The 20,659-nt window shown below is 71.9% G+C and carries 14 protein-coding genes and 3 rRNA genes; 3 read left to right on the forward strand and 14 right to left on the reverse strand.

The window, feature by feature from the left end:
* Positions 1-3: 3 nt before the first annotated feature.
* Genes FB380_RS19070 through steA form a run of 3 tightly spaced genes read right to left on the reverse strand, consistent with a single transcriptional unit; the run spans position 4 to position 2,977 of the window.
* Positions 4-846, reverse strand: coding sequence for a hypothetical protein (locus FB380_RS19070; protein WP_166756876.1), 843 nt, complete (start codon positions 844-846; stop codon positions 4-6).
* Positions 843-1,796 carry a copper transporter gene (locus FB380_RS19075; protein WP_166756877.1) on the reverse strand — a complete coding sequence of 318 codons (954 nt, stop codon included), beginning with the start codon at positions 1,794-1,796 and terminating at the stop codon, positions 843-845. Before FB380_RS19075 ends, FB380_RS19070 begins: the two co-directional genes overlap by 4 nt.
* On the reverse strand, positions 1,793-2,977 hold the full coding sequence (gene steA / locus FB380_RS19080; protein ID WP_166756878.1) for a putative cytokinetic ring protein SteA: 1,185 nt from the start codon (positions 2,975-2,977) through the stop codon (positions 1,793-1,795). The genes FB380_RS19075 and steA overlap by 4 nt, the downstream gene beginning before the upstream one ends.
* A 165-nt stretch (positions 2,978-3,142) precedes the next feature.
* Here steA and FB380_RS19085 point away from each other — a divergent pair, with 165 nt between their 5' ends.
* Positions 3,143-4,105 carry a TetR/AcrR family transcriptional regulator gene (locus FB380_RS19085; RefSeq protein WP_166756879.1) on the forward strand — a complete coding sequence of 321 codons (963 nt, stop codon included), beginning with the start codon at positions 3,143-3,145 and terminating at the stop codon, positions 4,103-4,105.
* A gap of 58 nt (positions 4,106-4,163) precedes the next feature.
* Here FB380_RS19085 and recN read toward each other — a convergent pair whose 3' ends face one another.
* From recN to FB380_RS25615, 4 genes are read right to left on the reverse strand one after another with little or no spacing between them, the layout of a single operon-like run.
* Entirely contained in the window at positions 4,164-5,957 is a 1,794-nt protein-coding gene (gene recN, locus FB380_RS19090; RefSeq protein WP_229682315.1) for a DNA repair protein RecN, read from the reverse strand.
* Positions 5,932-7,002 carry an NAD kinase gene (locus FB380_RS19095; protein WP_166756880.1) on the reverse strand — a complete coding sequence of 357 codons (1,071 nt, stop codon included), beginning with the start codon at positions 7,000-7,002 and terminating at the stop codon, positions 5,932-5,934. The genes recN and FB380_RS19095 overlap by 26 nt, the downstream gene beginning before the upstream one ends.
* Positions 6,999-7,796 carry a TlyA family RNA methyltransferase gene (locus tag FB380_RS19100; protein WP_166756881.1) on the reverse strand — a complete coding sequence of 266 codons (798 nt, stop codon included), beginning with the start codon at positions 7,794-7,796 and terminating at the stop codon, positions 6,999-7,001. The genes FB380_RS19095 and FB380_RS19100 overlap by 4 nt, the downstream gene beginning before the upstream one ends.
* Positions 7,796-7,924: a hypothetical protein gene (locus tag FB380_RS25615; RefSeq protein WP_268237781.1), complete on the reverse strand. Its 129-nt coding sequence runs from the start codon at positions 7,922-7,924 to the stop codon at positions 7,796-7,798. The genes FB380_RS19100 and FB380_RS25615 overlap by 1 nt, the downstream gene beginning before the upstream one ends.
* Before the next feature lie 756 nt (positions 7,925-8,680).
* Here FB380_RS25615 and FB380_RS19105 point away from each other — a divergent pair.
* Entirely contained in the window at positions 8,681-9,019 is a 339-nt protein-coding gene (locus FB380_RS19105) for an alkyl sulfatase C-terminal domain-containing protein (RefSeq protein WP_166756882.1), read from the forward strand.
* Positions 9,020-9,240: 221 nt separating this feature from the next.
* On the opposite strand, the gene FB380_RS19110 is transcribed toward FB380_RS19105, so the two are convergent.
* Together FB380_RS19110 and FB380_RS19115 are read right to left on the reverse strand one after the other, a co-directional pair.
* Positions 9,241-10,350 (reverse strand): HAD-IIA family hydrolase, encoded by a 1,110-nt coding sequence (locus tag FB380_RS19110; protein ID WP_229682314.1) that lies wholly within the window; start codon positions 10,348-10,350, stop codon positions 9,241-9,243.
* Between the two features lie 36 nt (positions 10,351-10,386).
* The gene (locus tag FB380_RS19115) at positions 10,387-10,788 is read right to left on the reverse strand and encodes a tetratricopeptide repeat protein (RefSeq protein ID WP_166756883.1); all 402 of its coding nucleotides are present in this window, start codon (positions 10,786-10,788) and stop codon (positions 10,387-10,389) included.
* Positions 10,789-10,940: 152 nt separating this feature from the next.
* On the opposite strand from FB380_RS19115, the gene FB380_RS19120 reads away from it, so the two are divergent.
* Complete coding sequence (locus tag FB380_RS19120) at positions 10,941-12,212, forward strand: DUF1015 family protein (protein WP_229682313.1); 1,272 nt, start codon at positions 10,941-10,943, stop codon at positions 12,210-12,212.
* 27 nt (positions 12,213-12,239) lie between these two features.
* Here the strand turns inward: FB380_RS19120 and FB380_RS19125 are convergent, their stop codons facing one another.
* The 5 genes from FB380_RS19125 to FB380_RS19145 form a co-directional block, all read right to left on the reverse strand.
* On the reverse strand, positions 12,240-12,599 hold the full coding sequence (locus FB380_RS19125; RefSeq protein WP_166756884.1) for a single-stranded DNA-binding protein: 360 nt from the start codon (positions 12,597-12,599) through the stop codon (positions 12,240-12,242).
* An 85-nt stretch (positions 12,600-12,684) separates the two neighbouring features.
* Positions 12,685-13,686, reverse strand: coding sequence for a tetratricopeptide repeat protein (locus FB380_RS19130; RefSeq protein WP_166756885.1), 1,002 nt, complete (start codon positions 13,684-13,686; stop codon positions 12,685-12,687).
* Between the two features lie 1,449 nt (positions 13,687-15,135).
* Positions 15,136-15,252: ribosomal RNA gene (rrf, locus tag FB380_RS19135) — 5S ribosomal RNA — on the reverse strand.
* 143 nt (positions 15,253-15,395) lie between these two features.
* A 23S ribosomal RNA gene (locus FB380_RS19140) occupies positions 15,396-18,516 on the reverse strand.
* 501 nt (positions 18,517-19,017) lie between these two features.
* A 16S ribosomal RNA gene (locus FB380_RS19145) occupies positions 19,018-20,539 on the reverse strand.
* Together the 16S, 23S and 5S rRNA genes form the textbook arrangement of a ribosomal RNA operon.
* Positions 20,540-20,659 lie beyond the last annotated feature (120 nt).

Consider the following 20,659-nt stretch of genomic DNA (forward strand, 5'->3'; position numbering starts at 1 on the left):
CGGTCACGCCCGGCGGCGGCCGAGCCGGTCGAGCTCCCGCAGGCCTGGGGTCGACTCGATGACCCGGGTGAAGCTGACCTTCTCGCTGGCCAGGGTGAGTGCAGTGACCGCACCGAGCAGCCCGGCCCGGGAGCCCCGCCCCGGCAACGCGGCCAGCCGCAGGCCGAGCAGGGCGCCGACGGCGTTGGCCCCGCAGTCGCCGAGCATGACCCGCTCCCCGAGGTCCGCGGGCAGCACGGCCAGGCCCGCGCCCAGCGGGCCGGCGACCAGCCCACCGGCGGGGCCGCCCACGGTGGCCGCGGACAGCAGCACGGCGGCCTTGGCGGCCCGGCCGGGACGCAGGTCCAGCAGGTTGACCAGGTTCGCCGTCCCGGCGACCAGACCGGTGGTCAGCACGGCGTCGACGACGGCGGCGGCCCCGGTCCCCCGGCGGGTCAGCACGGCGGCGACCGCCGCGGCGGCACCGATCCCGGCGACCTTCACCGCACCCGCCGACACCCGCCCGGCCCGCAGCGCGGCCAGGTGACCGGCCAGCCCCTTGTCCCGGGCCTGCTCCGGCCGGGCGCCGGCCAGGTCGTCGTAGCCGCCCACCGCTCCGGCGACGGCACCGACGACGGCGGCCGCCACCCGCTGACCCGCCGGGGCGCCGAGCACCGCCGACCCGGTCGCGGTGACGGCCAGCACCGGGCCACCCAGCAGGGTCACCGGGCGCCCGGCGTAGTTGGTGCGCCGCCACGGCGCCCCCACCGGGCGGGTGGTGAGCGTGTCGGCGCCGGCCAGGCCGGCCAGCGCAGCCCCGGCGGCGCCCGCGGCGAGCGCGGCGCGCGTGCGGACCGACCCGGTCACGGGACGGGCGTGGGCACCGGCTGGGCGCCCTCGCCGATGCCGTACTGGCCGGAGGTGCCCGTGGCCTCGGCGGCCAGCGCGAGCACGGTGCTGATCTGGCCGGCCGGGGTGTCGGCGTTGTCGATCGTGGACAGCCCGTCGGAGAGCGGCCGGTCCGCGCGGACCGCGCCGACCAGGCCGCCGTCCTCGACCGCGGCGAGGTCACCGGCGATGACGGCGCCGGAACCGCGGGCGTCCAGCGCGGTGGCCAACTGGACGATGGCGGTGGTGCGCTCCTCGGCGTCGTCGCCGGAGGCGGTGCCCGCGGTCAGCAGCACGGCGAAGTCGGCCGGGGCCACCGAGGAGGTGTCCCGGCTGAGCACCTCGAGCTCCTCGAGCCCGGCCAGCACCGAGGCGGTGGCCGAGGGGTCGGGGACGACGCCGGCGTCCTCGCTGCCGGTGCCGGGGACGACGAGCACGTCGGCCAGCACGTCGGCGAGGAGCTCACCGGTGTCGTCGCTCTCCGCAGGCGTGACGCCGGGCGGCAGCCCGGGGCCGGTCAGGTAGCTGCGCAGGGCCGCCTCGTTGGCCGGGTCACCGAACCCCGCGGGCAGCCGCACGGTGCCGCTGACGGTGGCCCCGGCGTCGGCCAGCAGCGCGGTGACGCCCTCGACCGTCTCGGCCGGGACCTCCTCGCTGCCGACGACGAGCAGCACGCTGCGCTCGGCCAGGGTGTCGGCGACCAGCGCGGGGCCGACCGCCTGCTCGAAGCTGCCGACCCGGTCCAGCGCGGTCTGCAGCTCCTGGGTCTCGTCCTCCAGCAGCCGCTTGTCGTCCTGGAGGGCGGCCACCTGGTTCTGCAGGTTCGTCAGCACCGGCCCGTTGAGCTGCGTGGTGCCGATGACGATCCCCAGGGCCACGGCCAGGAAGACCGCGATCAGGGAGACCAGGTGGTAGCGGAAGTCGATCACGAGAAGAGGTTCTCCAACCAGAACACGAAGCTGTCCCATTGGTCGATGAGCAGGTCGAGGTAGACGCGGCCGGCGGTGGACACGGCGAGCGCGGCGGTGATCGACAGGAGGGCGGCCAGCACGAGCAGCACGAGGGCCAGGGTGGAGATCCGGCTGCGGTACAGCCGGCTCACGCCCTTGGCGTCGACGAGCTTCCCGCCCAGCCGGAGCCGGGTGAGGAAGGTCGAGGCCATGCCCCCGCGGCCCTTGTCCAGGAACTCGACCAGCGTGGCGTGGGTGCCGACGGCGACGATCAGCGTGGCGCCCTTCTCGTCGGCCAGCAGCATCGCGATGTCCTCGCTGGTCGCCGCGGCCGGGAAGGTGATGGCCTCGACCCCGAGGTCGGTGACCCGCTGGAGGCCGGGCGCGCGACCGTCGGGGTAGGCGTGCACGACCACCTCGGCGCCGCACCGGAGCACGGAGTCGCTCACCGAGTCCATGTCGCCGATGATCATGTCCGGCTGGTAGCCGGCCTCCTTGAGCGCGTCGGCGCCGCCGTCCACCCCGATGAGCACCGGGCGGTAGTCCCGGATGTAGGGGCGCAGGGCCTGGAGGTCCTCCTTGTAGTCGTACCCGCGGACGACGACCAGCACGTGCCGGCCCTCGATCCGGGTCGTGACGTCGGGGACGCCCACCCCGTCGAGCAGCAGCGCGCGCTCGCGCTTCATGTACTCCATGGTGTTGGCGGCGAACGCCTCCAACTGCGCCGACAGCCCGGCCCGCGCCTCGGCCATCGCGGCGGCGACGGTCTCCGGGGTCTGCTCGACGCCCTCGGCCACGACGGTGTCACCGGCGTAGAGCTGGTTGCCCTCCAGCCGGACCTCGGTGCCCTCCTTCAGCTGGGCGAGGACCTCCTTGCCCACCCCGTCGACCAGCGGGATGCCCGCCTCGACCAGGATCCCCGGGCCGAGGTTGGGGTACCGGCCGGAGATGCTCGGCGAGGCGTTGACGACGGCGGCGACCTTGCCCGCCACGAGCGAGTCGGCGCTCACGCGGTCGATGTCCAGGTGGTCGATCACGGCGATCTCGCCCGGCCGGAGCCGCTTGGTCAGGTTCTTGGTCCGCCGGTCGACGCGGACGGTGCCGGTCACGCCGGGAGCCGTGTCGGACGACCGTCCGCGCCGCAGGGTGCCGATGCGCATGGGGTCGATGCTCCCACGGGCCGATCGGACCCTTCCCTCCCGACGCGCGAGTGCGACCAACCCCTCACGCTCGGTGAGCGACACCAGGTGTCGGCCGACTCGCCGGGGCGATGACCGGGTGTCGCTGCCCGGGGACGGGACCGGCCCGTCACTAGCGTGACTGCTGTGACTGCAGGGGCCTCCGCGCGCCGGAGTACAGCGACCGACCTGCTCGCCGACGACGCCGCCGCGCCGGACGTCGAGCCCACCAGCACCGCCGCCGGCGACCCGGCGAACACCGCGCCCGGAGCGGCGGAGCCGCCGTCCGCCCGGGTGGTGCCGTTGCCGTCCCGGCCGCCGGTCCCCGCCGCCGCGACTCCCCCTGCGGCGGTGGCCCCGAACACGACAGAACGGCTGCCGGCCGAGCCCACCGGCCCGGCCGGCAGCGCCGCCCAGCCGGCGGGCGAGCCCGCGGACGCGGCCGGCCCCGGCCGGCGCGCCCGGCGGCGGGAGCGGCGCGGCCCCGACCTCCGGGAGCAGCGCCGCCAGCGCACCCGGGAGGCCATCGTCGACGCGGCGGCCGAGCTGTTCGCCGAGCGGGGCTTCGACCACGTCAGCGTGCTCCAGATCGCCCAGCGGGCCGGGGTCGTGGAGAAGACCGTCTTCAACCACTTCCCGGTCAAGGAGGGGCTGGTCTTCGAGGCCGACCCGCCGATGCGGGCGGCGCTGCTGGACGCCGTCCGCCGGCGCCCGGCCGGGGAGTCGGCCGCGGCTGCCGCCGGTGGCTTCGTCGTCGTGGCGGTGAGCCAGCTCGGCTCCCCCGCGGCGGCCGAGGGCGTCGCCGAGATGGCCCGGATCATCCGCGGCAGCCGGACGCTGCAGGCCCGGGAGCGGGAGATCCTCGGCGCGCTCACCGACACCCTGGCCGAGCAGATCACCCTGGAGACCCGCGCCGCCCCCGGGGACCTGGAGCCGTGGCTGGCCGCGAACGCCGTCCTGGGCCTGTACTCGGCGCTGCTGGAGCTGGCCCGGGACCGGGTGCTGGCCGGCGAGTCCGGTGCCGAGCTGGTCAGCGAGCTGCGCGCCCGCGGCCGCCGCGGGCTCGCGCTGCTGCAGTTCGGCCTGGCCGGCTACGCCAAGCGCTCTTGAGGGACCCCGCACTCCCCGCACCGCTCGCGGGCGGTGCGGGCAGTGCGGGCCTGACGGTCTACTGCCGTCCGGCCGCCACGGCGAGGAGTTCCCGGGCGTGGGCCTGGCCGGTGTCGCTGTCGGCCAGGCCGGACAGCATCCGGGCCAGCTCCCGCACCCGGTCCTCGTCCCGCACCGCCCGGATGTCCGTGGCGGTGACGCCCAGGGCGGTGTCCGGTGACTTGTCCACGACCAGGTGCGTGTCGGCGAAGGCGGCGACCTGGGCCAGGTGGGTGACGACGACGACCTGGTGCTCCCGGGCCAGCCGGGCCAGCCGCCGGCCGATCTCCCCGGCCGCCTGACCGCCCACCCCGGCGTCCACCTCGTCGAAGACCATCACCGGCACCGGGTCGGCGCCGGCGAACACGACCTCGATGGCCAGCATCACCCGGGACAGCTCACCGCCGGAGGCCCCCTTGTGCACCGGACGGGCCGGGGCCCCCGGGTGCGGTGACAGCAACAGGACGACCTCGTCCGCACCGTCCGGCCCGGGCTGGTCGACGTCGGTGTCGATCCGGAAGGAGACCTGCGCGTTCTTCATCGCCAGCCCGGCCAGCTCGCCGCCCACCTCGGCGGCGAAGCCCTCCGCGGCGGCCTGGCGACCGGCGGTGACCCGGGCGGACAGGGCGGCCAGCTCCGCGCGGGCGGCGTCCCGCTCGGCCTCCAGCGTCGCCAGCGCCTCGTCGGAGACGTCGAGCTGGGACAGCCGGTCGGCCGCGTCGGCGGACCAGGCCAGCACCCCGGCCAGCCCCTCCCCCGGGTCGGCGTACTTGCGGACCAGCGCGGTGAGCGCGGCCCGGCGGTCGAGCACCTCGGCCAGCCGGGCCGGGTCGGCGTCCAGGTCGGCGACGTAGCTGGCCAGCTGCACGCCGACGTCGGAGACCACGGCCACGGCGTCGGCGAGGTCCTGGGCGAGCAGGACGAGGGTGGGGTCGTCGGAGCCGGCCAGCGCCCGCTCGGCCGTGGCCAGCGCGCTGGTGGCGTCCTGCGGGAGGTCGCCGTCGCCGCCGAGCTCACCGGTGACGTCGCCGACGAGGGCCAGCCGGGCGGTGTCGGCGACCGAGCGGAGCGCGTCGGCGTCACCGAGCCGCTTGGCCAGGGTGTCGAGGTCGACGTCCTCACCCGGCTCCGGTGCCACGGCGGCGATCTCCTCCAGGCCGTGCCGCAGGACGTCGGCGGCCTGCGCGAGCTCCCGGGCCTGGCCGCGGCGGCGGTCCAGGTCGTCGGCCAGCGCACGCCAGGTCGCGTGGGCGGCGCGGTGCTCCTCGACGAGGGCGAGGTGCGCGGCGCCGGCGTACCGGTCCAGCGCACGCCGCTGCTCCGCGGGGCGGGTCAGCCGCAGCTGGTCGGTCTGCCCGTGGACCGCGAGCACCTCCTCGGCCAGCTCGGCGACCACGCCGACGGGCACGCTGCGGCCACCCAGGTGGGCCCGAGAGCGCCCCTCGGCGCTGAAGCTGCGGGCGAGGATGAGGCTGCCGTCCTCGTCGGGCTCGGCTCCGGCGTCGGCGGCGCGGGCCCACACCGGGGAGTCCGGCGGCAGGACCAGCCGGCCCTCGACGCCGGCCCGCACCCCCGCGCGCACCCGCCCCTGGTCCGCCCGCCCGCCGAACAGCAGGCTCAGGCCGGTCACCACCATCGTCTTGCCGGCGCCGGTCTCCCCGGTGACCACGGTCAGGCCGCGGCCGAGCTCCAGGGTGACGTCGTCGATGGAGCCCAGGCCGTGGATGTGCAGCTCCGACAGGGCTCCGTTGTGCCCCGGTGTCGGCTCCGGCTGGGGAGCCGGCCGCTCACGCCTTGCCGTCCGGGTGGCCACCGCCCACCTCCTCCGGGGTGCGCAGTGCGCCGTCGCTGGTGTTGACGTCGCCGGTCAGCACGTTCGTGCGCCCGGTGGGCGCCTCGTGGCCGGGCCCGTGGGAGCGGGCGTCCCGGAAGCCCCGCACCGGCAACCCGAACTTGGCGACCAGCCGGTCACCGAACGCGGTCGGGTTCATCCGGGCGATCCGCACCGGCCGCTCGGAGCGCCGGACCTCGACCCGGCCGCCGTCGGGCACGTCGACGACCCGCCGGCCGTCGGCCGACACCCGTGCCCGGGTGCCGTCCGGCGGGACGGCGATGGTCAGCACGGAGGTCGGCGAGGTGACCAGCGGCCGGGCGAAGAGGGCGTGCGCGTTGGTCGGGACGAGGAGCAGCGCCTCGACGTCGGGCCAGACGACCGGGCCACCGGCGGAGAAGGCGTAGGCGGTGGAGCCGGTGGGGGTGGCGCACAGGATGCCGTCGCAGCCGAAGCTGGTCAGCGGGTGCCCGTCGACCTCCAGGACGACGTCGAGCACCCGGGAGCGCTCGACCTTCTCCACCGAGACCTCGTTGAGTGCCCAGGTGCCCTCACCGGTGGGCCGGCCCTCGGCGTCCAGCACGGTGGCCTCGAGGGTGAGCCGCTCCTCCACCGCGTACTCGCAACGCTGCACCGCCGCGATCATCTCCTCGACCGCCTCGGGCTCGGTCTCCGCCAGGAAGCCGACCCGGCCCAGGTTGACCCCGGTGATCGCGGCGTCGGTGCTGCGCGCCATCTCGGCGGCCCGCAGGAAGGTGCCGTCGCCCCCGAAGACCAGCACGACCTCCACGCCGTGGGCCGCATCCGGGCCGAAGGGGCAGACCTCCGCGCCGGGCACGGCCATCGCCTCGGCCTCGTCCTCCAGCAACCGGACCACGATGCCGGCCTCGGCGAGCCGGGCAGCGGCGGAGCGGGCGAGCCCGACGATGTCGGCGCGCCCGGTGTGCACCGCCAGCAGCACCCGCCGGGGAGCCGGCCGGTCCTCGTCGGCGGCGCCCGCCGGTGCGCCTGGCTGGGGCTGGGTCACTGTGGTCCTTCCTGTACTGCTCGGTCGATGTCGGCCCGGTCCGGTGGGGGTGCGTCCCGGCGGAGCCGGAGGAAGAACTCCACGTTGCCCGCCGGTCCGGGCAACGGGCTGGCCACCACGCCTGCGGTGCCCCAGCCGAGCTCGGCGGCGGCCGCCGCCACGGTGGCGACGGCGTCGGCGCGGTGCGCCGGGTCACGGACGACGCCGCCGGAGCCGAGCCGGTGCCGACCGACCTCGAACTGCGGCTTGACCATCGGCAGCAGGTCGGCGTCCGGCGCGGCGCAGCCGGTGAGCGCGGGCAGCGCCAGCCGCAGCGAGATGAACGACAGGTCGGCCACCACCAGGTCGGTCGTTCCCCCGATCGCCTCCGGGGTCAGCTCCCGGACGTTGGTGCGTTCGTGGACCGCGACCCGCTCGTCGGTGCGCAGCGACCAGGCGAGCTCGCCGTAGCCGACGTCGACCGCGACGACCTCCCGCGCACCGCGGCGGAGCAGCACCTCGGTGAAGCCGCCGGTGGACGCGCCGGCGTCCAGCGCGCGCCGGCCCTCGACCGGGACCGAGAAGGCGTCCAGGGCGCCGATCAGCTTGTGCGCCCCGCGGGAGACCCAGCGCGGTTCGTCCGGATCGGTGCGGACGACGACCGGCGTGCCCGCCTCCACGCCGGTGGCCGGCTTGGTCGCGGCCTGACCGCCGACGGTGACCCGGCCCTCGGCGATGAGCGCGACGGCGTCCTCACGTGAGCGGGCCAGCCCGCGGCGCACGAGCTCGGCGTCGAGCCGGCTGCGGCGGGCCATCAGAGCTGGTCGATGGTGGACAGTTCGCGCTGCAGCCGCTCGTGCTCGGCCTCGAACACCCCGACGTGCTCGGCCACCGGCCGCCCGTCCAGGTCGGCGAACGGGGACGCCGCGGGAGGCACGGGCACCGCCGACTCGTGCGTCGCGGGGGCCGGGTGCCTGGCCGCCTCGTGCTGGGCCGGCTCGTGCGCCGGACCGGGCCGGGCTGGCTGCTGAGCCGGACCGGGCCGGGCGATGCCTGGCGGGCGCGGGACCGGGCGGGGCTGGCCGGGCACGCTCACGGGCTCCTCCTCCACGCCGGTCACTGCCGGAGCCGACGGTGACCGGCTCCGGGCCACCGGGACTCGGCGACCACCTGGCAGGCTACCGGCCGGCACCGACCGGCGACGGCGCACCGGAGGAGCCGGTGGACGAGCGGACCGCACGACCCGCAACGTGCACCGTCACCGTGCGGCACCCGCCGACACCGCGACGCGCCCCGGTCACCGCGCAACGCACCCCGGGTCCCCACACCACGCGCCCCGGACACCGCGCAACGCACCCCGGGTCCCCAGACCACGCGCCCCGGTCACCGGGCAACGCACCCCGGGTCCCCACACGACGCGCCCCGGTCACCGCACGACGCACCCCGGGTCCCCACACCACGCGCCCCGGACACCGGGAAACGCACACCGGGTCCCCACACGACGCGCCCCGGTCACCGCACGACGCGTCCGGGTCCCAGGCGGCGTACGCCGGATCGCACTGCCGGCACAGGACCGCGGAGCCGGCACCGGCACCGTGCCCTGGACCGCCCGCTTCGACTGTCCGTCCCCGCCGGTAGCGTGCCGCTCCGACCGCCCGGCCGGGACGAGCCCGGTCATCGGCTGGAGGAGGCACCACACGTGGCGACGCTGGACGAGTGCATGACCGCCCTGGACGACTTCGTCGGCACGCTGGCCGCCAAGGAGGGCGCACGAGACCTGGACCGCAGCGTCTCCTGCCGGCTGACCGACCTGGAGCAGGTGGTTGCCGGCCGGCTGGCCCGCGGCTCGGTGCACGACATGGCCGCCGTGCCGGACGGGCCGGCGGTGCCCAAGGCCGACATCCGGCTGACCATGACCAGCGACGACCTGCTGGCCCTGACGTCGGGGCAGCTGTCCTTCGCGCCCGCGTGGGCATCGGGCCGGATCAAGCTCGAAGCGGGCCTCCGCGACATGCTGCGGCTGCGCTCGCTCCTCTGACCCGCCGGTCTCGACCCTCCGAGCCGCCGGCCTCGCGCCTCTGAGCCGCCGGTCTCGACCCTCACCCGGCGGGTCAGGGGCCCAACCGGCCACACGTCGGCCGCCACGTCACCTCGGCCGCCACGTCGCCACCGGCGCCGGCCACCGTCGTCACCCAGCGGTCAGGCCCCAGCCGGCCAACATCTCGGCAGCCGCATCGTCCCCGGCGCCCACCGTCGCCGTCACCCGGCGGTCAGGCCCCAGCCGTCCAGCGCCTCGACAGCCGCATCGTCCCCGGCGCGTACCACCGCCGGACGTCCCTCCTCGGGGTGCCGGGACCAGTGGGCGACGGCGAGCGCACGCAGTCCGTCCAGCCCGTCGGCCCCGTCCCGCTCCGGCCCGACCGCGCGCAACGACACCTGCTCCCCGTCGCTGGCGGCCTCCCAGCCGCCGCACCGCCAGGTGCCCTCGGCCTCGACCGGCGTGACCGCCGGGTGTGCGACCAGCAGCCCGGCCGCGTCGGTGGAGAGCAGGTCGGGCCGGTGCACCGGACCGGCGGCGAGCAGGTCGGCCGGGGTCGCCACCCCGGAGAACACCAGCAGGCTGGCCGCGTCGCCCCGCCGAGCACCCTCGATGTCGGTGTCGAGCCGGTCGCCGACCACCAGCGGCCGGCGGGCGCCGGTCCGGCGGACGCACTCGGCGTGCATGGCGGGGTCGGGCTTGCCGGTGACCAGGGGCTCCTGCCCGGTGACGGTCCGGACGACGCCGACCAGCGCGCCGTTGCCGGGCAGCACGCCGCGGGGCGAGGGGATCGTCGCGTCGGTGTTCGTGGCCACGTGCCGGGCACCCTGCCGCACTGCCACCACCGCCTCGGCGAGCTGCGCCCAGCCCACCTGCGGGCCGTAACCCTGCACGACAGCGGCCGGGTCGTCCTCGGCCCGCTCGACCACCGTCAGACCGGCCGCCGCCAGGGCGCTCGCGACCCCGGGTCCACCGACCGGCAGGACCCGGGCCCCCGGTCCGAGGAGCCCGGCCACGACCGACGCCGCCGCCTGCGAGCTGGTGATGACGTCCTCGGGCGCGGCCGGCACGCCGAGTTCGGTCAGGTGTGCGGCCACCTGCTCCGGTGTCCGTGCGGCGTTGTTGGTGACGAAGCCCAGCTGCATGCCCTCGTCCCGGGCGGCCTGCAGGGCTGCGGGGACCCCGGGGACGGCAGCGGGGCCGACGTAGACGACCCCGTCGAGGTCGAGCAGGGCGACGTCGTAGGCCTGGGTGGGCGGCGTGTCGGTGCCGGCGGCCAGCGGCGGACGGGCGTCGGTGGTGCGATGGCTGGACCCAGCGTCGGAGCTCACGGCCTCATCCTTTCGCAGGGGCGGGGCGGCCGGGCCTCAGGGCGGTTCGGTCGCCGGCCCCCGCCGGGCCCGGACACCGCGCAACGCCCGGGCGTAGTGGCCCTTGTCGGGGCGCATCGCCACGGCCAACGCGAGGTGTTCGGCGGCGAGCTCCAGCTCACCGGCCCGGCTGGCGGCCAGCCCGAGCCCGAACTGGGCGTAGTCGTCGGCGGGGTCGACCGCGATCAACGCGCCGAAGGACTCGATGGCCTCGCGGTACCGGCCGGCGTCGTACTGGGCGCGGGCGAGGGCCTCCCGCACGCTGCGCGAACCGGGTTCGGCGGCCAGTGCCCGGTCGAGCAGGGTCGCAGCGGCATCGGGGTTGCCGTCGGCCAGCAGGTGCAGCCCCCGCTGGTACCAGTCGTACACGCCGCCGTCCGGCTGTCCCGGCTCCGCCACCGCACCTCCTCCTCCGCGCCCCTCCCGGGCGCTCCCGTCTCCGCCCGCCGGCGGGCACCGCTCCCGGCCCCCGGCGCGGACACTCCTACGATCGACCACGTGCCCTCGACGACTGCCTGCCCACGACGTCGGCGGACGCCCCGCCCGCTGACGTGACCGGCCTCGACGTCCGGCCGTTCCGCGCGCTGACCTACCGCGAGCACGGCGCCGACCACCTGGCACGGGTGAGCTCACCGGCCTACGACCTCGTGAACCCGGCAGGGCGGGACCGTCTGGCCGCCGCCGATCCGCACAACATCGTCCGCCTGATCCTGCCCGACGTCGAGCCGTTGCCGGGCCGGGAGACGACCCGCGCGGAGCGTGACCGCCGGTCCGCCGCCGTTGCCGGGGAGACGCTGCGCGCCTGGCTCGCCGCTGACGTGCTGGTGCGCGACGAGGAGCCCGCGCTGTGGCGGTACGAGATGACTGCGCCGGGAGCCGTGCCCACCATCGGCTGGCTGGGGGCGGTGGCCCTGCCGGCCCCGGGGTCGGTGGCCGTGCTCCCGCACGAGGACACCTTCCCCCCGGCCGTCGCCGGTCGCGCCGCCCTGCTGTCCGCGACGGACACCGACCTCGAGCCGATCGTCCTCGCCCATGACCCGGACCCGGGGGTGGCGGCCCTGACCAGGCAGACCGGGGACGGCCCGCCCACCCTGGAGGTCGCCGACCCCGACGGCGTGGTGCACCGGCTGTGGCGGGTGACCGATGCGGACGTCCTGGACCGGCTGACCCGAGCCCTGGCCGGGACGGGGGCGGTGATCGCCGACGGGCACCACCGGTTCGCGGCCGCCCGTGACCACCAGCGGGGCCAGAGCGGCCACGGCAGCGTGCTGGCCCTGGTCACGCCCATGGGGGCCGGCGGTCTCCGAGTGCGGGCGATCCACCGCGTGGTGCCCGAGCTCTCGATGCCGGCCGCGCTGGAGTCCGCCGCTGCCGGCTTCGCGGTCCGCGAGCTCGCGCCGTCCGGCAGCGACGTCCGGCCGGTGATCGCTGAGTGGCTGGACACCGGAGCTGACGGGACGTTCCTGGTCACCGACGGCAGCCGGGTCGCCGAGCTGGCCGAGCCGTCGCCGGCGATGCGGGCGGCCGTGCCGGCCGAGGCCCCGAGCGCCTGGCGGCGGCTGGACGTCGTCCTCGCCCACGCCGCGCTCCTGGGCGGGCTGTGGGGCCGTCCGGACGACCCGTCCTCGGTGCTGGGCGCGCACGACGTCGAGGAGGCGCTCCGGCTGGCCGAGGAGCGGGCGGGACTGGCCCTGCTGCTGCGCTCCCCGTCGCCGGCCGACGTCGCGGCGGTCGCCCGGGCGGGGGCACGGATGCCGCGCAAGTCGACCCTCTTCGTGCCCAAGCCCCGTACCGGGCTGGTCCTCCGGCCGCACGGCGACTGATCGGCGGCCCGCCCGGCTCGACGCCCCTCACCCCGTCTCGACCGCGGCCCGCGGCGCTCCGCGGGAGACCTTGCGGCCGCGCCGGCAGGTGACCTCGTAGGCGACCGCCGTCCCCGTCGGGGTCCGCCAGAACCTGCGCTGCAGCGACCCCTCCACCTCGACGACGTCATCGGGGGTCCAGGCGGCGGCGTAGCGCTGGAGGGCGGGCAGCAGGCTGACGCAGGTGATCACGTCGGACTTCGGCCCCCGGGGCCGGGGATCCTCCCGGCGGACGACGAGCTTGAACACCAGCAGGGTGTCGCCACTGGGCAGTGGGCGCAGTTCCGGTGCGGCGGACAGCCGACCGCGCAGGACGACGTCGTTCCGGTCGATGACAGCGAGGCTCATGACGCGAGCCTCGCCGCCCGGACAGCACACCGGCCAGGTGTGCCCACGGTCTGTGGACGCACCTGGCCGGTGTGGACGACGGCGGTCAGTCCGTCGGTGGCTCCTGCTCCGGGTTGTCGCGCCCGGGTGCTTCCTGGAACAGGCGCGTGTGGTCGCGCTCGACGGGGGGCGGCGTCTCGCCGAGGAGCTCGGCCACCTCCGCCTCGATGTCGTCGGCCGAGACGTCGCCGAAGTCGACGTCGGCGAACTCGACCCCGCTGATCTCGGTGGTCCCGGTGACCGGGCTGTCCGCCGCGGCGACGTCCGTCGGGACCCCCGGCTGTTCCTCGTCGACGTCGTCGTCCGCCTGGTCGGCGGCCTCGTCGTCGGCGGCCGAGCCGTCGACGACGAACTCCTCGTCGGCCTCCGTCTCGTCCTCGTCCCCGTCGTCCTCGGATTCCTCCTCCGCGAAGAGGGCAGCGACGCCGGTGAGGTCGTCGGGGTCTGCCGCGGCGATGGCGGCGAACCACTCCCCGGCCAGTTCCTCCTCGCCACGGGCGTCGAGCAGCTCGGCGTACGCGGTGGCCAGCCGGAGCTGACCCAGATCCGGGGTGACCAGCGCAGCCGGGGTCGGACGGCCGCCGAGGGCGGCCTCGAGCACGAGAGCCGCGGCTGCCGTCTCGCCCAGGTCCTGTCGCGCTCCGGCTTCGACAAGCCGCAGTTCCACGAGCTCGTCGTCACCGGGCTCGGTGCCCAGCGCCTCCTGGACCAACCGCAACGCGTTCTCCGGCCGGCCCAGGGCGCGCTCACAGTCGGCCAGGACGGCGCGGTAGCTGTCGTCGCCGCTCATCCGGGCGTAGGCCCGCAGCTCACGGGCGGCCTCGGCGTAGTCACCGGCGTGGTACGCGGCCACACCGACGGCCTCACGCACGGCGGCGATCCGGGACGCGCGGTCCCGGGCTGCGCGCGCGTGCTCGAGCGCCAACTCGGGCTCGTCGTCGACCAGTCCGCCGGCGGCCACGAGGTGCCGAGCCACCGTGTCGGCGTTGCGAGAGTCGAGACCACGCAGCGCGACCCGGACCGACTGGTCGAGGTCTCGCGGATCCACCCACTCCGGCAACGCAGGGCCCGGGGCCCGACGCACGGTGTCCACCTCGGGACGACGGTCCTGCCCTCCCGGACGGTCACGCTGCGGCCGATCCGCGCCCTGGTGCCGGTCACCGCCAGGCCGGCGGTCCTGCCATGCCGGACGGTCACCCGACGGACGGCCCTGCCCCTGCGGCCGGTCGCCGCCGGGGCGACGGTCCTGCCACGCGGGACGATCACCCTGCGACCCAACGGCACCTTGGGGCCGGTCGCCGCCGGGGCGACGGTCCTGCCACCCCGGCCGGTCCCCCTGCGGTCGGTCACCGCCAGGCCGACGGTCCTGCCACCCCGGCCGGTCCCCCTGCGGTCGGTCACCGCCAGGCCGACGGTCCTGCCACCCCGGCCGGTCCCCCTGCGGTCGGTCACCGCCAGGCCGGCGGTCCTGCCAAGCGGGACGGTCACCCTGGGACCGACCGGCACCCTGGGGCCGGTCCCCGCCGGGGCGGCGGTCCTGCCATGCCGGACGGTCACCCGACGGACGCCCCTGACCCTGCTGCCGGTCCCCGCCAGGCCGGCGGTCCTGCCACGCCGGACGATCACCCTGCGACCGACCGGCACCCTGCGGCCGCTCCCCGCCGGGGCGACGGTCCTGCCATGCCGGACGGTCACCCGACGGACGGCCCTGCCCCTGAGACCGACCCGACCCCTGCGGCCGGTCGCCACTGGGCCGACGGTCCTGCCACGCCGGACGGTCACCGGACGGACGCCCTTGACCCTGAGGGCGGCCCTGGCCCTGAGGGCGGTCGCCACTGGGACGGCGGTCCTGCCACGCCGGCCGGTCACCCTGCGACCGACCGGCACCCTGGGGTCGGTCGCCGCCGGGGCGACGGTCCTGCCACGCCGGACGGTCACCCGACGAACGACCCGACCCCTGCGGCCGGTCGCCCGCGGGCCGACGGTCCTGCCACGCCGGGCGATCACCCTGCGGACGTCCCTGGCCTTGCGGACGCCCCTGCCCCTGCGGACGACCGCCGCCAGAGCGAGCACCCGACGACCGTTCGCCGGCAGGTCGGCGGTCGCGCCACTCGCCGCCCGGACCCCCTGATGCACTCGGGCGATCGTCACGTGACGATCGCCCGCCGCCGGCAGCACCGCGGCTGCCGTCTGCGGGGCGCGCGCCCCGGTTGCCCTCGGTCGGTCGGGATCCACGGTGCCCTGCGGGGCGCTGCGGGCGACCGGCACCGCCGGCGCTACGGCCACGGTCGGAGCCGGAGGGCCCCCGTCGCGGAGAAGTCATGGTGTCTACGTACCTCACTGGTGAACGGCGCACGCCCGGTGGGGGCACCTGAACGGCATCGCATCCACCCGGCACCCCGCTGTCGGAGCGGTGCCCGGTCGGTCGACGAAAGCGGACAAACGCACAAAACGGGGGCCGGAGCGCAATGCTCCGACCCCCGTTTCGTGAAGTTATGTCCGGCGGCGTCCTACTCTCCCACCCGGTCCCCCGGGCAGTACCATCGGCGCTGAAAGGCTTAGCTTCCGGGTTCGGAATGAGACCGGGCGTTTCCCTTTCGCCATGACCGCCGTAACACTGTGAAGATGTACCCCGCACCCATTCATCCGCCGGTGAGGGCGGAGCTGGGTGCTGAAGGGGCTGGAACACGGGGTTCCGTACCTTCAGAGCTGCACAGTGGACGCGGCATTCATCTTGCTAATGGGCTGGATGAGTATGTGGTCAAGCCCTCGGCCTATTAGTACCGGTCAGCTCCACGACTTGCGCCGCTTCCACTTCCGGCCTATCAACCCGCTGGTCTGGGCGGGGGCCTTACCCGGTTGACCCGGTGAGAGACCTCATCTCGAAGCGAGCTTCCCGCTTAGATGCTTTCAGCGGTTATCCCTGCCGAACGTAGCCAACCAGCAGTGCTCCTGGCGGAACAACTGGCACACCAGAGGTTCGTCCGTCCCGGTCCTCTCGTACTAGGGACAGCTCTTCTCAAGTCTCTTACGCGCGCGGCGGATAGGGACCGAACTGTCTCACGACGTTCTAAACCCAGCTCGCGTGCCGCTTTAATGGGCGAACAGCCCAACCCTTGGGACCTACTCCAGCCCCAGGATGCGACGAGCCGACATCGAGGTGCCAAACCATCCCGTCGATATGGACTCTTGGGGAAGATCAGCCTGTTATCCCCGGGGTACCTTTTATCCGTTGAGCGACACCGCTTCCACATGCCGGTGCCGGGTCACTAGTCCCAGCTTTCGCTCCTGCTCGACCCGTCGGTCTCGCAGTCAAGCTCCCTTGTGCACTTGCACTCGACACCTGATTGCCAACCAGGCTGAGGGAACCTTTGGGCGCCTCCGTTACATTTTGGGAGGCAACCGCCCCAGTTAAACTACCCACCTGACACTGTCCCTGATCCGGATCACGGACCGAGGTTAGACATCCAATTCGACCAGAGTGGTATTTCAACGATGACTCCACGAACACTGGCGTGCCCGCTTCACAGTCTCCCACCTATCCTACACAAGCCGAACCGAACACCAATATCAAGCTATAGTGAAGGTCCCGGGGTCTTTCCGTCCTGCCGCGCGTAACGAGCATCTTTACTCGTAGTGCAATTTCGCCGAGCCTGTGGTTGAGACAGCTGAGAAGTCGTTACGCCATTCGTGCAGGTCGGAACTTACCCGACAAGGAATTTCGCTACCTTAGGATGGTTATAGTTACCACCGCCGTTTACTGGCGCTTGAGTTCTGAGCTTCGCCTTGCGGCTAACCCGTCCCCTTAACGTTCCAGCACCGGGCAGGCGTCAGTCCGTATACATCGTCTTTCGACTTCGCACGGACCTGTGTTTTTAGTAAACAGTCGCTTCTCACTGGTCTCTGCGGCCACCCACCGCTGCCCCGCGCAAGGCGGTTCACAGCAGATGGCCCCCCTTCTCCCGAAGTTACGGGGGCATTTTGCCGAGTTCCTTAACCACAGTTCGCTCGATCGCCTTGGTATTCTCTACCTGACCACCTGAGTTGGTTTGGGGTACGGGCCGCTAAGAACTCGCTAGAGGCTTTTCTCGGCAGCATAGGATCATCCAATTCGCCTCAATCGGCTATGCGTCGGGCCTCACCCTGGATGCGATGCGGATTTACCTACATCGCGGGCCACACCCTTGCACCGGTACTACCACTCACCGGTAGGACTACCTTCCTGCGTCACCCCATCGCTTGCCTACTACCAGTCCAGGTCCCGCGCTCCCCCGGATCAGACCCGAAGGTCAGTCACCGGCTTTGGGCGGTTAGTATCGCTGGGTTCAGCATGGGCGTTCTTTCGCGGGTACGGGAATATCAACCCGTTGTCCATCGACTACGCCTGTCGGCCTCGCCTTAGGTCCCGACTCACCCTGGGCGGATTAGCCTGGCCCAGGAACCCTTGGTCATCCGGCGGGGGAGTTTCTCACTCCCCTTTCGCTACTCATGCCTGCATTCTCACTCGTGTGGCGTCCACGGCTGGATCACTCCGCCGCTTCCACCGCCACACGACGCTCCCCTACCCATCCACACACCTGGCCCAGCTCCCGAAAGAACTGGACGGGCTCGTGTGAATGCCACAGCTTCGGCGGTGTGCTTGAGCCCCGCTACATTGTCGGCGCGGAACCACTTGACCAGTGAGCTATTACGCACTCTTTCAAGGGTGGCTGCTTCTAAGCCAACCTCCTGGTTGTCACTGCGACTCCACATCCTTTTCCACTTAGCACACGCTTAGGGGCCTTAGCTGATGATCTGGGCTGTTTCCCTCTCGACTACGAACCTTATCGCCCGCAGTCTCACTGCCACGCTCTCACTTACCGGCATTCGGAGTTTGGTTGATTTCAGTAACCTTGTGGGGCCCCTAGACCATCCAGTGCTCTACCTCCGGCAAGAAACACGTGACGCTGCACCTAAATGCATTTCGGGGAGAACCAGCTATCACCGAGTTTGATTGGCCTTTCACCCCTACCCACAGCTCATCCCCTCAGTTTTCAACCTAAGTGGGTTCGGTCCTCCACGCGGTCTTACCCGCGCTTCAACCTGGCCATGGGTAGATCACTCGGCTTCGGGTCTAGAGCACGCGACTGATTCGCCCTGTTCGGACTCGCTTTCGCTACGGCTACCCCACACGGGTTAACCTCGCCACGTACCGCTAACTCGCAGGCTCATTCTTCAAAAGGCACGCAATCACCCCTGCCCCGAAGGGCATAAGGCTCTCACGGCTTGTAGGCACACGGTTTCAGGTACTATTTCACTCCCCTCCCGGGGTACTTTTCACCTTTCCCTCACGGTACTTGTCCGCTATCGGTCACCAGGGAGTATTTAGGCTTAGCGGGTGGTCCCGCCAGATTCACACCGAATTTCACGGGCTCGGTGCTACTTGGGATACGACTCGGGAGGCCATGAGTTTTCGTGTACGGGGCTCTCACCCTCTACGGCGACCCCTTCCAGAGGCCTTCCACTAACCCATGACTTTCTGACTCCCTGACAGTTCGGCAGAACCATCTGAGTCGTCCCACGACCCCGACCACACAACGCCTGCCGGCTTGGCATGCGATCGGTTTAGCCTCATCCGCTTTCGCTCGCCACTACTCACGGAATCACGGTTGTTTTCTCTTCCTGTGGGTACTGAGATGTTTCACTTCCCCACGTTCCCTCCACACGCCCTATGTGTTCAGGCGCGGGTCACACCACATGACTGGTGCGGGGTTCCCCCATTCGGAAATCCTCGGATCAACGCTCGGTTGGCAGCTCCCCGAGGCTTATCGCAGCCTCCTACGTCCTTCATCGGCTCCTGGTGCCCAGGCATCCACCGTGTGCCCTTAACAACTTGACCACACACAACACCCACGCCCACCCACCACAACCACACCCCCCACCCGGGCGAACCCAGGAAGACGAGGAGCGGTGTACGTGGATGAGCGCGGATATCCAGAACAAATGATTACAAGATGCTCGCGTCCACTGTGCAGTTCTCAAAGTACGGAAGATGACCCACCACCCGACACCGCCAGCCCCAGGACACCCCGGGCGGTACGACATCTGACAGGCCTCCGCAGAAGCAACGAGCTCGATCAGCCCGCTCCCTCAGGACCCAACAGCGTGCCTACGACCAGCCACTCCCACCACCCCGCTCCACACCCTCCCCCCGCCCCTACGAGAGGGGCCGGGCTCACCGGGTCGTACTAGGGGCAGCCTGAGCTGCCTGGCCGAACTGGTCAGCGTTCCACCCTCGAGCTCCGCCACGAACACCCGAGCACCCCCGATGTTGAGGGCACTTCCTGGTCCGTGCACGGCTCTGGACCACCACACGAGTGTGGCGGCCAGTGCTCCTTAGAAAGGAGGTGATCCAGCCGCACCTTCCGGTACGGCTACCTTGTTACGACTTCGTCCCAATCGCCGATCCCGCCTTCGACGGCTCCCTCCACAAGGGTTGGGCCACCGGCTTCGGGCGTTACCGACTTTCGTGACGTGACGGGCGGTGTGTACAAGGCCCGGGAACGTATTCACCGCAGCGTTGCTGATCTGCGATTACTAGCGACTCCAACTTCATGGGGTCGAGTTGCAGACCCCAATCCGAACTGAGACCGGCTTTTTGGGATTCGCTCCACCTCGCGGTATCGCAGCCCTTTGTACCGGCCATTGTAGCATGTTTGCAGCCCTAGACATAAGGGGCATGATGATTTGACGTCATCCCCACCTTCCTCCGAGTTGACCCCGGCAGTCTCCTATGAGTCCCCACCATCACGTGCTGGCAACATAGAACGAGGGTTGCGCTCGTTGCGGGACTTAACCCAACATCTCACGACACGAGCTGACGACAACCATGCACCACCTGTGCACGACGCCAAAGGCACCCCGTATCTCTACGAGATTTCCGTGCATGTCAAGCCTAGGTAAGGTTCTTCGCGTTGCATCGAATTAAGCAACATGCTCCGCCGCTTGTGCGGGCCCCCGTCAATTCCTTTGAGTTTTAGCCTTGCGGCCGTACTCCCCAGGCGGGGCGCTTAATGCGTTAGCTGCGGCACGGAGACCGTGGAATGGCCCCCACACCTAGCGCCCAACGTTTACGGCGTGGACTACCAGGGTATCTAATCCTGTTCGCTCCCCACGCTTTCGCTCCTCAGCGTCAGTTACTGCCCAGAGACCCGCCTTCGCCACCGGTGTTCCTCCTGATATCTGCGCATTTCACCGCTACACCAGGAATTCCAGTCTCCCCTGCAGTACTCTAGTTTGCCCGTATCGACTGCAGGCCCGAGGTTGAGCCTCGGGTTTTCACAGCCGACGCGACAGACCGCCTACGAGCTCTTTACGCCCAATAATTCCGGACAACGCTTGCACCCTACGTATTACCGCGGCTGCTGGCACGTAGTTGGCCGGTGCTTCTTCTGTAGGTACCGTCACTTGCGCTTCGTCCCTACTGAAAGAGGTTTACAACCCGAAGGCCGTCATCCCTCACGCGGCGTCGCTGCGTCAGGCTTTCGCCCATTGCGCAATATTCCCCACTGCTGCCTCCCGTAGGAGTCTGGGCCGTGTCTCAGTCCCAGTGTGGCCGGTCACCCTCTCAGGCCGGCTACCCGTCGTCGCCTTGGTGGGCCACTACCCCACCAACAAGCTGATAGGCCGCGGGCCCATCCTCAGCCGATGAATCTTTCCACCACCAGACCATGCGGTCAGCGGTCACATCCGGTATTAGCACCAATTTCTTGGAGTTATCCCAGAGCTGAGGGCAGGTTGCCCACGTGTTACTCACCCGTTCGCCGCTAGGGCACCACCCCGAAGAGTGGGCCTCGCTCGACTTGCATGTGTTAAGCACGCCGCCAGCGTTCGTCCTGAGCCAGGATCAAACTCTCCGTAGATGATTTGATCGCAGCTGAGACCAAGAGTTGGCACTCTCGTTCAATCAACCAAAGGAATCCCAACGACAACCCCGAAGGACCGCCGAATGGGGGTATTGATACTTGGCACTGACTTTCGGC

The sequence above is a fragment of the Modestobacter marinus genome (genome assembly GCF_011758655.1).
GTDB lineage: Bacteria > Actinomycetota > Actinomycetes > Mycobacteriales > Geodermatophilaceae > Modestobacter > Modestobacter marinus.

What these genes read in the sequence shown, in the direction of transcription:
- FB380_RS19100 (WP_166756881.1), bottom strand. Translation starts at nt 7,796, where the DNA reads ATGGCCCGCCGCAGCCGGCTCGACGCCGAGCTCGTGCGCCGCGGGCTG.
- FB380_RS19125 (WP_166756884.1), bottom strand. Translation starts at nt 12,599, where the DNA reads ATGAGCCTCGCTGTCATCGACCGGAACGACGTCGTCCTGCGCGGTCGG.
- steA (WP_166756878.1), bottom strand. Translation starts at nt 2,977, where the DNA reads ATGCGCATCGGCACCCTGCGGCGCGGACGGTCGTCCGACACGGCTCCC.